At 72.6% G+C, this 12,741-nt stretch carries 12 protein-coding genes; 4 read left to right on the top strand and 8 right to left on the bottom strand.

Going from position 1 to position 12,741, the window contains the following annotated elements:
- Window positions 1–299: 299 nt before the first annotated feature.
- Window positions 300–2,444: a restriction endonuclease gene (locus AB0O82_RS31290; protein ID WP_363587278.1), complete on the bottom strand. Its 2,145-nt coding sequence runs from the start codon at window positions 2,442–2,444 to the stop codon at window positions 300–302.
- A gap of 136 nt (window positions 2,445–2,580) precedes the next feature.
- Complete coding sequence (locus tag AB0O82_RS31295; RefSeq protein ID WP_363587279.1) at window positions 2,581–3,282, bottom strand: maleylpyruvate isomerase N-terminal domain-containing protein; 702 nt, start codon at window positions 3,280–3,282, stop codon at window positions 2,581–2,583.
- An 89-nt stretch (window positions 3,283–3,371) separates the two neighbouring features.
- On the opposite strand from AB0O82_RS31295, the gene AB0O82_RS31300 reads away from it, so the two are divergent.
- Window positions 3,372–4,307 (top strand): DUF2797 domain-containing protein, encoded by a 936-nt coding sequence (locus AB0O82_RS31300; RefSeq protein ID WP_363587280.1) that lies wholly within the window; start codon window positions 3,372–3,374, stop codon window positions 4,305–4,307.
- Between the two features lie 78 nt (window positions 4,308–4,385).
- On the opposite strand, the gene AB0O82_RS31305 is transcribed toward AB0O82_RS31300, so the two are convergent.
- From AB0O82_RS31305 to AB0O82_RS31320, 4 genes are all read right to left on the bottom strand, one after another.
- Entirely contained in the window at window positions 4,386–4,631 is a 246-nt protein-coding gene (locus tag AB0O82_RS31305; protein ID WP_363587281.1) for a hypothetical protein, read from the bottom strand.
- Between the two features lie 383 nt (window positions 4,632–5,014).
- Window positions 5,015–5,752, bottom strand: coding sequence for a succinate dehydrogenase/fumarate reductase iron-sulfur subunit (locus tag AB0O82_RS31310; protein ID WP_363587282.1), 738 nt, complete (start codon window positions 5,750–5,752; stop codon window positions 5,015–5,017).
- Window positions 5,749–7,692: a fumarate reductase/succinate dehydrogenase flavoprotein subunit gene (locus AB0O82_RS31315; RefSeq protein ID WP_363587283.1), complete on the bottom strand. Its 1,944-nt coding sequence runs from the start codon at window positions 7,690–7,692 to the stop codon at window positions 5,749–5,751. The genes AB0O82_RS31310 and AB0O82_RS31315 overlap by 4 nt, the downstream gene beginning before the upstream one ends.
- A complete protein-coding gene (locus AB0O82_RS31320; protein ID WP_363587284.1) occupies window positions 7,689–8,393 on the bottom strand; it encodes a succinate dehydrogenase cytochrome b subunit in 705 nt (234 codons plus the stop codon). The genes AB0O82_RS31315 and AB0O82_RS31320 overlap by 4 nt, the downstream gene beginning before the upstream one ends.
- A gap of 96 nt (window positions 8,394–8,489) precedes the next feature.
- On the opposite strand from AB0O82_RS31320, the gene AB0O82_RS31325 reads away from it, so the two are divergent.
- Window positions 8,490–9,410, top strand: a complete 921-nt coding sequence (locus AB0O82_RS31325) for a LysR substrate-binding domain-containing protein (RefSeq protein ID WP_363587285.1) — start codon at window positions 8,490–8,492, stop codon at window positions 9,408–9,410.
- Window positions 9,411–9,586: 176 nt separating this feature from the next.
- On the opposite strand, the gene AB0O82_RS31330 is transcribed toward AB0O82_RS31325, so the two are convergent.
- The gene (locus AB0O82_RS31330; protein WP_363587286.1) at window positions 9,587–10,405 is read right to left on the bottom strand and encodes a class I SAM-dependent methyltransferase; all 819 of its coding nucleotides are present in this window, start codon (window positions 10,403–10,405) and stop codon (window positions 9,587–9,589) included.
- A complete protein-coding gene (locus AB0O82_RS31335) occupies window positions 10,402–11,715 on the bottom strand; it encodes a helix-turn-helix transcriptional regulator (RefSeq protein WP_363587287.1) in 1,314 nt (437 codons plus the stop codon). The genes AB0O82_RS31330 and AB0O82_RS31335 overlap by 4 nt, the downstream gene beginning before the upstream one ends.
- 203 nt (window positions 11,716–11,918) lie before the next feature.
- Here AB0O82_RS31335 and AB0O82_RS31340 point away from each other — a divergent pair, with 203 nt between their 5' ends.
- Window positions 11,919–12,413, top strand: a complete 495-nt coding sequence (locus AB0O82_RS31340) for an ATP-binding protein (RefSeq protein WP_363587288.1) — start codon at window positions 11,919–11,921, stop codon at window positions 12,411–12,413.
- A 181-nt stretch (window positions 12,414–12,594) separates the two neighbouring features.
- Window positions 12,595–12,735, top strand: coding sequence for a hypothetical protein (locus AB0O82_RS31345; RefSeq protein ID WP_363587289.1), 141 nt, complete (start codon window positions 12,595–12,597; stop codon window positions 12,733–12,735).
- The last annotated feature ends 6 nt before the right edge of the window (window positions 12,736–12,741 follow it).

Genomic DNA, 12,741 nt, shown 5'->3' on the forward strand with positions numbered 1-12,741 from the left:
GTCGAGGGCCACGACGCGGGTCTCCCCGTCCCCGTAGACCTTGTTGAGGCCGGTGGCGCGGGCGGCCGCCAGGCCGGTACGGACGGCGGTTGCGGGGGTCGTCACGGGGGTGCTCCTGAGGGCGGGAACGGACATTCGGGGTTCCGTTCCATCCTCCCAATCCGTTCGAGCGCGATGCGTATGTCCCGAGGAGGGGCGACCCCCGCCGTCTCGGCGGCTCGGCGGGGGTCTTCTCCTCCTCAGGTATGACACCGACCCCTGAGGACCATGGTCCCCGTGCTGCGGACGATGGTCCCGTGCTACTCCACCGCGACGCCGAACGCGCCCGCCAGCCCGAGCAGACCGTTCGTCACCGCGCGGCCCGACGGGCTGAACTGCCAACCGTCGCCCGCACGCTGGAACGAACCCATGAGCATCGCGCTGTCCGGCACGCCGCCGGTGCCGGCCGCCCACTCCACCGGACCGGCCGCGCCCGGGCCGTACGTCGCCGCCAGGGCGACACCGTGCACGTAGCCGAGCGGCAGGGCCCGCGGCTCCTCCTCCTCGGTGGAGACGGCGACCACCACCTCGTCCACCGTGGCCGCCAGCCGCTCCAGGTTCAGGGTCAGCCGGACCGCGCGGGCCGGCTCGCCCGGCACCGAGTGGGTGGGGTGCAGCCGCACGGCGCCGTCCGGGTCCTGCGGGTTGTTGAAGAACACGAAGTGCTCGTCGCTCAGCACCCGCCCGGCGGCGCACAGGAACGCGGTGACGTCCAGCTCCACCGCGTCGCCGCCGGCCGTCCGGCTCTGCCAGCTGACCGTCAGGCTGCTGTGACGATCCGTCGGCGCGGCCGCCGGCGCGGGCTTCTCCTGTTCCGCGGAGCCGCCGCCGAGCCGCCCCCGCAGCCCCTGCTCGGCCAGCAGCTCCACCAGTTCCGGCCCGCTGACCAGCGTCAGCGGCTTCCCCTCGATGTAGCTGTACGAGCCGCGGCCGAAGCCGGCGGTGGTCACCAGGATGCCCTTGTTCGCCCCGTGGTGCCGGACGGTCGACTCCAGGTCGCGCACGGCCGTCGGGGGCACCGTCTTGCGGTAGCGCTTGGCCTGGATCACGATCTTGCCGCCGGTCACCGGGTCCAGGTCCTCGGCGACCACGTCCACCCCGACGTCGCCGCTGCGGGCCGTGGTCATCACCCGGAAGCCGCGCAGCCGGAACAGCTCGGCGATCAGCTCCTCGAACTCGATCGGGTCCATCTCGAACAGGTCCGGGTCGCCGTCGCCGCCGTGTCCGGCCAGGCTTCCGCCGACCGTCTCCGGCAGCCGGTCCGGCCGCACCTCGTCCAGCCGCTCCGGGCGCGCCGACAGCTTGCCGCCCAGGCCCTGGAAGCAGTCCACCGGCGCCACCCGGTCCAGCGCCAGCCCGGCGAACTCGGCCCGGGAGGCGGTCAGGGTGGACAGGAAGCGCTCCGCCTCCCGGCCGGTCGCCGGGTCGATGCCCAGGACGAAGCCGTTCAGTACCACCGAGTCCAGCATCCCGTCCCGGTCCGCCCGGAACAGCTCCGCCGCCAGCCGCAGCGCCGACTGCGCCAGCACCTCCCGGTACAGCGCCTTGCGCTCCGTCGCCGGGCGGGCCACCTCCGCCTCGCGGTCGTCCGTCTTCACGTACCGCACCCGGCCGGCGGCCGGCACCACGTCCGGGCCGGGCAGCTCCCAGTTCACCACCAGCTGCCGGGTCGACGCCTCCCAGGCCGCCACCAGCCGGTGCGGGAAGCCCTCCGGCCAGGCCGCCGAGGCGTACAGACCGGCGGTGAAGTACTCCTGCACCGCCTCCGGCTCGCCCGCGCGCAGCCGCCGCAGCAACTCCTCGGTACGGGCGGCGCGGTCCTCGTCCTGGCGGCGGAACTGCGCCGCCCAGGCCAGGTACTCCTGGTGGTACACGGCCAGCCGGCGCTGCCGGTCGGCCTCCTGCGCCTGGGCGGCGTACCAGTCCTGCTCGAACCGGGCCCGGGCCTGCGCCAGGTACTGCTCGTACTGCCGCCGCACCCCCGGATTGCGCGCCTGCACCTGGTCCGGCGGCGGCACGTGGTACTTCGGGCCGCCCTGATCGGGCAGCTCCACCGGCCGGCCCAGCGGGCCCGGGTCGAACGGCGGCACCGGGCGCGGGGCCAGCAGTGCCTGCGGGCCGAACGCCGGCGCCGCCAGCCCGGCGGCCAGCAGCCCGCGCAACTCCTCGACCCGGGCGTCCAGTTCGGCCGTCAGCCGGGCCGCCTCCGCCTCCCGGGACTGCTGGTAGGCCCGCTGCGCCTCCCGCTCGTTGCGGGCGGTCGCCCGCTGCTCATCCCGCTGCTCGCGCTCCAGCCGGCGCTGCTGCGCCGCCTCGGCACGCCAGCGGGCCTCCTCCCGGCGCTGCTGCTGCCGCTGCGCCTCCGCCCAGATCGCCAGCACTCCGTCGTTCCGCCGCCCCGCCACCGTCCACCCCTTCATTGCACGCCGGACCGGTCGCGCCGCCCACCTCCCGGCCGCGCCGCCAACCGCGCCCGCAACAATAGAACGTGAACACCCCACCGGGCCAAGCCCCGGGAGCAGCGCGGCTGCACTGCACCGGTCAGTGCACCTGGGGGGCGTCCTCGGGCCGGGCGTGCCAGCGCCAGTCGGTGCGCAGCGGCCGGCCGGGCAGCGGGGTGCGGCCGGTGGCCCACAGGAGGGTCGGCCAGGGGGCGTCGGCGGAGGTGACGGGGACGTCGGGGAAGAGGCGGGCGAGGACGCGGCGGCAGAGGTCGGCCGGGGGGTCCCAGGGCAGGCCGAGGCCCTGGGCCACGTCGTGCAGGTGTACCAGCGTCTCGACCAGGCTCATCGCGACGAACCCGGCGGGGTCGGCGACACCCCACGGGTGGTAGGCGCGGACCTCGGGCGTCGCGGCGCGGGCGATCGCGACCATCAGCCCGCCGCTCGCCTCCAGCACCTCGATCAGCCCGTCGGGCCCGCTCGCGCGGTCGGCGCGGACGAAGTTGTTCGGCCCGCCGGGGAAGCGGCGCTCGGTGGCGAAGGGGACGTACCGCTCGCGCGGCGGGGCGGCCGGGCCGAGCTGGGCGGCGTAGGCGAGCAGGTCGTCGGCGAGGTGCTCGACGGTGGTCCAGCAGTCCCAGGTGACCGTTCCGGCGGGCTGGGACCAGTCGGCGTCCGCGGGTGCCGCGCGCAGGGTGGTGGCGGCGAGCCGGAGGACGAGCGCGAGGTCGTCGGCGGTGACGGGGGACTGGGCGGCGGTGTCGGCGGCGTCGGCGGGCTGGGCGGCGGTGTCGGGCGTCATGATCGCGGAGGCTAGCAGGGGGCACTGTCAGGGGGAGCACTGTCAGGGGTGGCGGGTACTCTGCACTGGTTCGAGAGGGAGGGATGCCCGTGACGATCGCACCGCAGCACCCGGACCGGCCCGCCGGCTGGGTCTCCACCGGGCTGAGCTGGCACGAGGGCCGCGCCCTGCTCGGCGCCGTGCGCGCAGGCCGGGCGCACGAGCGGGCCGTCACGCCCGGCGCGGAGGTCGGCTGGCTGCTGGGCGGGCCGCGCCGCTGCACCGGCGCCTGGCTGGCCGGGGCGGCGGAGCGCACCCCGTGCCCGCACCACGCGGTGATCGCGCCGGACGGCGCCGCGGTGCAGTGCCCGGCCTGCCAGAGCGTCGACCGCGGCCTGGCCCTCGCCCGGGACCAGATCCTCGACGACGGCCGGACGTACCTGCTCTACCTCGCCTGGTTCGGCGACGGCCTGCTGAAGGTCGGCCTGACCGCCGAGCAGCGCGGCGACAGCCGACTGCTCGAACAGGGCGCACTGGCCTACGCGTTCACCGCCCGGGGCGGGCTGCCGGCCATCCGGCGCGCCGAACTCACCGTCGCCGCCTCCGGGTTGGCGCGCGAGCGGTTCAAGGCCAGGCTGAAGACCGAGCACTGGTGGGCGCACGGCGACGAGCCGTACCGCCGGGCCGTGCTGGCCGAGGCCCGGGCGCAGGCGCACCGCCTGCTGGCCGGCCACGCGCTGGAACTGCTCGCCGAGCGCCCGGTGGTCGACCACGTGGCGCGGTTCGGGCTGTCCGACGGCGCCCCGGAGGCGTACCGGCAGGTCGGCGGCCTGGCCGACGGGGCGGTGATCGCGGGCACCCTGCGCCCGCCGGTGGGCCGCCACCTGTTCCTGGACCAGGCCGACGGCTCGGGGCCGCTGCTGCTGGACACCCGGCTGCTCACCGGCTGGACGCTCGCGCCCGTCTCCGGCCGTCCGACGTCCGGGGTGGCCCTGGAGGAGCGGGTCCGCCCGCCGGAGCCGGACACCCAGGAGGCGCTCTTCTAGAGCGGGCCAGGGACGCCGCCGGGCTGGGACGGTCCCTCGCGAGCGCGAGCGCGAGCGCGGGGGCATGGGGCTGAGGGCTCAGCCCAGCTTGCTGCGCACCCCGCCCGGGCCGGAGTGGGCCCGGCGGGACAGCGGCGGCCGGGACGGGCGGACGTCGGCGCGCGCGACGGGCTCGCCCTCGGCGGTGCGCCGGGCGAGTGCGGCCCGGGCGGCGGCCAGGGCCACGCGGGTGAGCAGCGGGTCATCCTGGACACCGGCGGACCGTTTGGCCGCCTGGCAGCGCGAGCACCAGATCGGGGAGGCGGGCCCGTCCGGGTACGCCATGCTCTCGGGCGGAAGGTAGTGTGCGCCGCACTCGACACACTCGAAGACCAGCCTCATCCGGCGATCACCGTCCCGGATCCGTGGCACCGACCGCAGGGCGACCAGAAGGTGTGGATCCTCGGCACCATGCTCCCTTCCTCGTCCCGTTCGACCGTGGCTTCGGTCTTCTGGGTCCCCCCGGACCCGCCGCAACCGGAACAGGACTGAACCTCGGGCATATGCCGTCCTTCCGTAGCGGAGCACCACGGTAGCGCGAATTCCCGGGTGCGGGCGCGGGACCTGACGATCCACCACCCCTCGGAGGAGCGTGCGAATGCCCCGTACGCCCCACTGCACGCCGTCGGCCCCGCGCCCGGGGGCACGGGGCCGGTCGGCGTGGCCCGTCAACCTCGCGCGGCCCGCAGGAATTCGCGGTTCATCGCGGCGATGCTGGGCAGCGGGATGCCCTTGGGGCAGGCGGTGGCGCACTCGCCGGTGTTGGTGCAGCCGCCGAAGCCCTCGGCGTCCATCGCCGTGACCATGTTCCGCACCCGGGAGGCGCGCTCCGGCGCGCCCTGGGGGAGCACGTTGAGGTGGACCACCTTGGCGGAGGTGAACAGCATCGCCGAGCCGTTCGGGCAGGCCGCCACGCAGGCGCCGCAGCCGATGCACTCGGCGTGTTCGAAGGCGGTGTCGGCGGCCTCCTTGGGGACGGGCGTGGCGTGCGCGTCGGGGGCGCTGCCGGTGGGGGCGGAGATGTAGCCGCCGGAGCCGATGATCCGGTCGAAGGCGGATCGGTCCACCACCAGGTCCTTGACCACCGGGAAGGCCGCCGCCCGCCACGGCTCGACGTCGATGGTGTCGCCGTCCCGGAAGTGCCGCATGTGCAGCTGGCAGGTGGTGGTCCGCTCGGGGCCGTGGGCCTGGCCGTTGATGACCATGCCGCAGGCGCCGCAGATGCCCTCGCGGCAGTCGTGGTCGAAGGCCACGGGCTGGTCCCCGCTGGTGATCAGCTCCTCGTTGAGGCTGTCGAGCATCTCCAGGAAGGACATGTCGGGGCTGATGCCGCCGACCTGGTAGGTCGTCATCGACCCGGGGGCGTCCGGGCCCGGCTGGCGCCAGATGCGCAGGGTGAGGTTCATGCGTAGCTCCGCTGGGTGGGGTGGACGTACGCGAAGTCGAGGGCCTCGCGGTGGAGGACGGGGGCGGTCCCGGTGCCGGTGAACTCCCAGGCGGCGGCGTAGCCGTACTCCTCGTCGCGCCGGGCGGCCTCGCCGTCGGGCGTCTGGCTCTCGGTGCGGAAGTGGCCGCCGCACGACTCGGCGCGGTGCAGGGCGTCCAGGCACATGAGTTCGGCGAGCTCGAAGTAGTCGACGAGCCGGTTGGCCTTCTCCAGTGACTGGTTGAGCTCCTGCCCGGTGCCGGGCACCTTGATCCGGCGCCAGAACTCCTCGCGCAGCTGCGGGATCCGCGCCAGGGCCCGACGCAGTCCGGCCTCGTCGCGGGCCATTCCGCACTCGTCCCAGAGGAGTTCGCCGAGTTCGCGGTGGAAGGAGTCAGGGGTGCGGTCGCCGTCCACCGCGAGGATGAGGTTCAGCCGGTCCTCGACCTCGGCCTCGGCCTCGGTGACCGCCGGGTGGTCGGCGGGGACGGCGGGCAGCGGGTTGCGGGCCAGGTAGTCGTTCAGGGTGGGCGGCAGGACGAAGTAGCCGTCGGCGAGGCCCTGCATGAGCGCGCTGGCGCCGAGCCGGTTGGCGCCGTGGTCGGAGAAGTTGGCCTCCCCGACGGCGAACAGGCCGGGGACGGTGGTCTGCAGGTCGTAGTCGACCCAGAGTCCGCCCATCGTGTAGTGGATCGCGGGGTAGATCCGCATCGGGACCCGGTACGGATCCTCGGCGGTGATCCGCTCGTACATGTCGAACAGGTTGCCGTACTTGGCGGCGACGGCGTCCCGGCCCAGCCGGCGGATGGCGTCGGCGAAGTCCAGGTAGACGCCCTGCCCGCCGGGGCCGACGCCGCGGCCCTCGTCGCAGACGTTCTTGGCGGCCCGGGAGGCGATGTCGCGCGGCACCAGGTTGCCGAAGGCCGGGTAGATCCGCTCCAGGTAGTAGTCCCGCTCGTCCTCGGGGATCTCGGCCGGCGGCCGGGTGTCGCCCTGGGCCCTGGGCACCCAGATCCGGCCGTCGTTGCGCAGCGACTCGCTCATCAGGGTGAGCTTGGACTGGTGGTCGCCGGAGCGCGGGATGCAGGTGGGGTGGATCTGGGTGAAGCACGGGTTGGCGAAGTGGGCGCCGCGCCGGTGGGCCCGCCAGATCGCGGTGGCGTTGGAGTTCTTGGCGTTGGTGGAGAGGTAGAAGACGTTGCCGTAGCCGCCGCTGGCGAGGACCACGGCGTCGGCGGTGTGGGTGCTGATCGCGCCGGTGACCAGGTCGCGGGCGACGACTCCGCGCGCCCGGCCGTCGACGACCAGCAGGTCGAGCATCTCGGTGCGCGGGTGGATCTCCACGTTCCCGGCGGCGATCTGCCGGGACAGCGCCTGGTAGGCGCCGAGCAGCAGTTGCTGGCCGGTCTGGCCGCGCGCGTAGAAGGTGCGGGAGACCTGCACGCCGCCGAAGGAGCGGGTGTCCAGCAGGCCGCCGTACTCGCGGGCGAACGGGACGCCCTGGGCGACGCACTGGTCGATGATCTCGACCGACACCTGGGCGAGTCGGTGCACGTTGGACTCGCGGGCGCGGAAGTCGCCGCCCTTGACGGTGTCGTAGAAGAGCCGGCGGATCGAGTCGCCGTCGTTGCGGTAGTTCTTGGCCGCGTTGATGCCGCCCTGGGCGGCGATCGAGTGAGCGCGCCTCGGGGAGTCCTGGAAGCAGAACTGGACGACGTGGTAGCCCTGTTCGGCCAGGGTGGCGCCGGCCGCGCCGCCGGCCAGGCCGGTGCCGACCACGATCACGGTGTGCTTGCGCCGGTTGGCCGGGTTGACCAGCTTGGCCTCGAACCGCCGCTGGTCCCAGCGCTGTTCGATCGGCCCGGCGGGGGCCTTGGTGTCGGCGACGGGCTCGCCGACGGTGTAGTCCAGGTAGCTCATTTGACGACTCCGAACATCACGGCCACGGGGACGGACAGGAAGCCGGCGGTCAGCACGAGCGCCAGGCCGTTGGCGGTCAGCTTGAGCGCCCGGTCCCGGCGGGCGTTGTTGGCACCGAGGGTCTGCGCGGCGCTCCAGAAGCCGTGCCGGATGTGCAGGCCGACGGCGAGCATCGCGACGATGTAGATCACGCAGCTGTACCACTGGCCGAAGGAGGCCACGATGTTCTGGTACGGGCGGCCGTGCTCGGCGGCGGGGTTCACGGTCAGCGTGGTCAGGTCGAGGATGTGCCAGACGATGAACAGCGCCAGGATCACCCCGCCCCAGCGCATGGTCCGGGTCGCGTAGCTCGCCCGGCGGCGCTTGTGGACGTACTTGCTCGGTCGGGCGGCGAGGTCGCGGCGGCTGAGCTGGTAGGCGGACACGCCGTGCAGCAGGACGGCGGCGAGCAGGCCGAAGCGGGCGATCCACAGGAACCACTCGTGGCCCAGGAACGGCTGGCCGATGGTGCGCAGCCAGGCCGCGTAGCCGTTGATGTCGTCCGGGCCGGCGAACACCTTGAGGTTGCCCAGCATGTGCGCGACCAGGTAGAGCAGCATGGCCAGTCCGGAGACGGCCATGACCGCCTTCTTGCCGACGGTCGACCGCCAGAGCGTCGCCAGGGTGGACGGATGCCGGGCCGTCCGAGTCGCGGTTGTCATGGCAGCAACGGTAGGGACGGTCGCCAGGGTGCGTCCAAGACATGCTGCGGCTCACGACGATAGTCAGGACCTATCGATGCGGCCTATCCTGGTGGGGTGCAGCTCCAGCAACTCCGCTACTTCCTGGCCGTCGCCGAGACCCGCCACTTCACCCGGGCGGCCGAGGCGGCGCACGTGGCGCAGCCGTCACTCTCGCAACAGATCCGTTCGCTGGAGCGGGAGTTGGGCGCCGAGCTGTTCCACCGCACTCGGGGCAACATCGCCCTGACCGACGCCGGGCAGGCGCTGCTGCCGCTGGCCCGGCGCATCCTCGCGGACACCGAGAGCGCCCGGCTGGCCGTCCAGGAGACGGTCCAGCTGCGCCGCGGCCGGGTCCGGCTGGGCGCGCCGCCGAGCCTGTGCACCAGCCTGGTGCCGGACGTGCTGCGGCTGTTCCGGGACCGCTACCCGGGGGTGGCGCTGGTGGTCCGCGAGGGCGGCTCGCGCGATCTGGTGCGCTGGCTGGCGGCGGGGGAGCTGGACCTCGCGCTGATCATCACCCCGCCGAGCGGCGAGGCGGCGCCGGCCCTCGCGGTCACCGAGCTGCTGCACGAGGAGCTGGTGCTGGTCTCCGCCGAGCGGCGGGCCCGGCGCAAGGTCCGGGTGGCGGAGCTCAAGGGGCGCCCGCTGGTGATGTTCCGGGAGGGCTACGACGTCCGGGAGGCGACCCTGGCAGCCTGCCGGGCGGCCGGCTTCGAGCCGGAGTTCGCGGTGGAGGGCGGCGAGATGGACGCGGTCCTCGGCTTCGTCCAGGCCGGACTCGGGCCCGCGGTCGTCCCCGGGATGGTCGCGGCCCGCTCGGGCCTCGCGGTCACCCCCTTCGCCGGGCCGGGCCTGGGCCGCACCATCGCCGTCGCGCACGGCCACGAAGTGCCGCTCACCCGCGCCGCAGGGGCCCTGCGCACGACCCTGCTGGCACATCTGCACCACGCCGCCGGATCCGGTGAACTCCCACCGGGGACCCGCCTGTTGCTGTGACGGGGAGGGCTACCACCTGCGGCCCTCCCCGTCGGCGAGTGGGGATCAGGCCGACCGGACGGCATATGAACGACTGCTTTTTTCGCCCTGGAGGAGTCCAGATGGACCAGAGCAGCCATGATGACGCGAGGAAACCACCTTGTCGTTTTAGGCAGTGACCACGTCACTCGGCCGCCTTACCGCCTACAAGTCAGAATGCCACCGAGGCACGTGATCTTGAATGAGCCTTCTGTCTTGATGGCGGCGGCAGCGATCTCTGCCGCCCGACTGACCGTCTCGCGGAAAGGGACGCCGCATTGGTCAGCCCACGCTTCATAGGAGGCGAGGTGGGAAACGATCGGCGCAGGATCGGTGATCTCGATGGCGCCAGGCAGTTCCCGCACTCGGATGTCCTTGAACGCTGTTCCGAGGTAGCCGGGGGCCTTTTCCAGGGAGAAGCGGGAGCTGAGGGAAACCCGCGCCGGCCCCTCGGGAATCCCGAGGGTGTCGCCTGCGGCCCGGGCCCAGAGCCGGTCCAACTCCTTTTTATCGATGGTGCTGTTGGTCGAGGCGATGAGCACACCGCCAGGCCGGAGGACGCGGGCCAGTTCCTCGATCGTGGCCTCGATATCGCTGACGTGGTACAGCATGTGCAGGGCCAACACGGCGTCGGCGCTGTCGTCGGCGAAGGGCAGGGCCTGGGCGTCGGCTACCAGGACCGGCTTCTCGACGTCGGCGAGGATGCCCGCCGAAATGTCCATCCCGACGACCTGAAGGTCCGGGCGATCCTTGTGCAGGCGGCTGACGAACTTGCCGTTGCCGCACCCGGCGTCCAGGACGATCCCGCTTGTGCCGGCCAGCTCTTCGAGGACGATCCCGGGCAGGTCGTACCGCGGCTGCTGCCACCGGTAGATGGACTGGCGGGCGGCCAGGTGGCGTCCGTCGGCGTAGGCGCTGTTCGCGAGGATCGCCTTGTCGGCGATAGCGGCGTCCTGCTGTGCGGTGTTGCTCGTCACTGGGGCAGCTCCGGAGGATTCGTGAGTGCGGGTCGAGAGCAGGCTTCTCTGACATTCTCGCGGAGACTCAGGACGATCGGGGAGCCTGCGTAGGCGGGCTCGGCGAGACGGGTGCTCAGGGCTCGAAGTCGGGCAGAGATGCTCGCTGTTCGCCGGTCCGGTGCGGCGTCCAGCACCACCGAGAGCTTCTCCTGCACGCCGTCGAGGTCGCCGTGGGCGAGGTGGGCGTTGGCGAGGTCGAGGCGGGCCGCCAACAGGTCACCGGAGGACTGTTCCTGCCGCGGTGCGGACTCGTACAGGGCAATGGCCCTGGAGGACGCCTCGATGGCACGGTTCACGTGAACCTGGCTGCCCAGGGCGAGGAGGGCGGTGCCGGCGTAGGTCCACTGCTTGGCCTCGGGAAACGTGAATACGCCGGGAAGATCCACTCCGGCTACGGCGCTCCGCGCCGCCGCGGCCGCTTCCACTGCCAGTAGCGCGCTCGCGCTGTCGCCGAGCGCGGCGGTGGCCCGTGCTTCAAGGCTGAGCAGGCGGGCTGCGATCGTCCCGCTGTCCGCATACGGCAGCCCGGCTCTGGCTAGTTTGGCGGCCTGGCGGTGGTCCTGCTGCCAGTAGGCGATCAGGGACTGGATGGATCGGATCCAGGCCCGGAGACCGTTGTGGCCGGCTGACTCCGCGCAACGCCAGGCGGTTCGCGAATGCGTAGCCGCAGCTGTGTACTGGCCGAGGTCGAGGGCGATGTGGGTGGCCAGGCCGCAGAGGCGTCCGGCCTGCAGGTAGAGATGGCCTGTCTGGTAGGGGCGTTGACGGCCTCGAAGTAAGTCGAACACTCCTCGCCGGAGGGTTCCGATGTCATGGAAGAGCTCGGACACCGGCTTGCTCACGTAGTCCCCTGCCAGCCTCGCAATGTCCGCGTCGATCTGTTCGAGCAGAGTGTCGTCCACGTTGGACGCGCTCGCGAAACGGAGGAACAGCGCGGACTCTGCCGAGTCGGCTGCCACGGCCACTACGAGATCGTTGTCGTGGTCCGTGCGCCGGGCATGCACAGGAGGCGACGCATCGCCGACGCTGCTGGACTGTGGCGCTGCTTCGACGGCTACGGGGGGTACTGCCAGCAGGGCGGTCAACTGGTCAGCCGAGAGTCCCAGGGCACGGGCGAGTTTCGGCCGCATCCAGGGCTGCGGGGTACCCCTACCGCTCTCCCACCGGCCCACAGTCGTACGGTCCACGTCGAGGGCCTCAGCCAGAGATTCCTGGGTGTGGCCGACCGCCTCCCTGCGCTGGATCAGCCGGGACCTCCTGGATGCCATCCCGCGTCCTCCAGAGGTACGTCAGTTCGTCTGTAGCCATAACAGGCCAGGTCATGCCCGGGTTTGCAGCACGGATGCCTCATTGCCGCTTCAATTCTGCTCTGGTTCACCGGCGTTGGAGGCGGTTCTGTAGATACCTGCCGGGTGAATCCCGGCGCGAATCGGCCCGCTGCCGACCTCGTCCCGGTGAAAGGTCCGCGCTCATGTCCGTCACCACCCGCCAGGCCACTGCCCCCGCCCCGTTCGGCTTTCGCGTGCTGCCCAGTGCCGAGGCCGTGCCGGACGCCCGGCGGCGGGTGATACGGGCCGTGCGCGGTTGGGGCTTGCCGCTGGCGGAGGACGCGCTCCGCGATGTCGAGTTGCTGTCCAGCGAGCTGATCACCAACGCCGTGTGCCACACGGACGCCCCGTGCGTCGTGTGCGTGTCCTGGAACGGTGAACGGCTGCGCGTCGAGGTGACGGACGTCGGCCACGAACTGCCGGTCGCTGGCGGGGTCGATCTCGACGCCACCGGCGGGCGAGGACTGTTCCTGGTGGCAGCGCTCGCGACGAACTGGGGCGCCGAGCCGGACCCCGCTGGCAAGCGGATCTGGTTCGAGGTCGGCACCACCGCCGCAGTCTCGGGCGACGAGCGACTCACCGAGCTGGTGAGGGCCCTGGCCCCGAAGGCACGGGACGTCGTCCCGACCAGTGCCTGACACGACTTCCTCCCGCCCCGACGCGGGCTTGGGGGGATGCAGGTGGCCGCGCTGGTCAACAGCCGCGCGGCACAAGCACCTGAGGTTCCTTGCCAGCGGCTTTGTCCTGGCAACGGATCCATCGCTGCACCAACGACGGGGCTGGGCAGCCGCCCGCCCCATGATCCCGAAGGAGTGCTTCATGCCCGAGAACCTGACGACCAGCACCGAGACGGAGGACGACGGCCTGCTGGTCGCCCGTGCGAAGGTCGCCGCGGCCCGCTCGCGTGGCGAGCAGCCATCGGACGGCGGCTCCACCGGTCGAACCGACACCAACGACTGACGGCTG

The organism is Kitasatospora sp. NPDC088264, assembly GCF_040685715.1.
GTDB lineage: Bacteria > Actinomycetota > Actinomycetes > Streptomycetales > Streptomycetaceae > Kitasatospora.

What these genes read in the sequence shown, in the direction of transcription:
- AB0O82_RS31295 (WP_363587279.1), bottom strand. Translation starts at nt 3,282, where the DNA reads ATGACGCCCGACACCGCCGCCCAGCCCGCCGACGCCGCCGACACCGCC.
- AB0O82_RS31305 (WP_363587281.1), bottom strand. Translation starts at nt 4,631, where the DNA reads ATGGCGTACCCGGACGGGCCCGCCTCCCCGATCTGGTGCTCGCGCTGC.
- AB0O82_RS31310 (WP_363587282.1), bottom strand. Translation starts at nt 5,752, where the DNA reads ATGAACCTCACCCTGCGCATCTGGCGCCAGCCGGGCCCGGACGCCCCC.
- AB0O82_RS31315 (WP_363587283.1), bottom strand. Translation starts at nt 7,692, where the DNA reads ATGAGCTACCTGGACTACACCGTCGGCGAGCCCGTCGCCGACACCAAG.
- AB0O82_RS31320 (WP_363587284.1), bottom strand. Translation starts at nt 8,393, where the DNA reads ATGACAACCGCGACTCGGACGGCCCGGCATCCGTCCACCCTGGCGACG.
- AB0O82_RS31335 (WP_363587287.1), bottom strand. Translation starts at nt 11,715, where the DNA reads ATGGCATCCAGGAGGTCCCGGCTGATCCAGCGCAGGGAGGCGGTCGGC.
- AB0O82_RS31340 (WP_363587288.1), top strand. Translation starts at nt 11,919, where the DNA reads ATGTCCGTCACCACCCGCCAGGCCACTGCCCCCGCCCCGTTCGGCTTT.
- AB0O82_RS31345 (WP_363587289.1), top strand. Translation starts at nt 12,595, where the DNA reads ATGCCCGAGAACCTGACGACCAGCACCGAGACGGAGGACGACGGCCTG.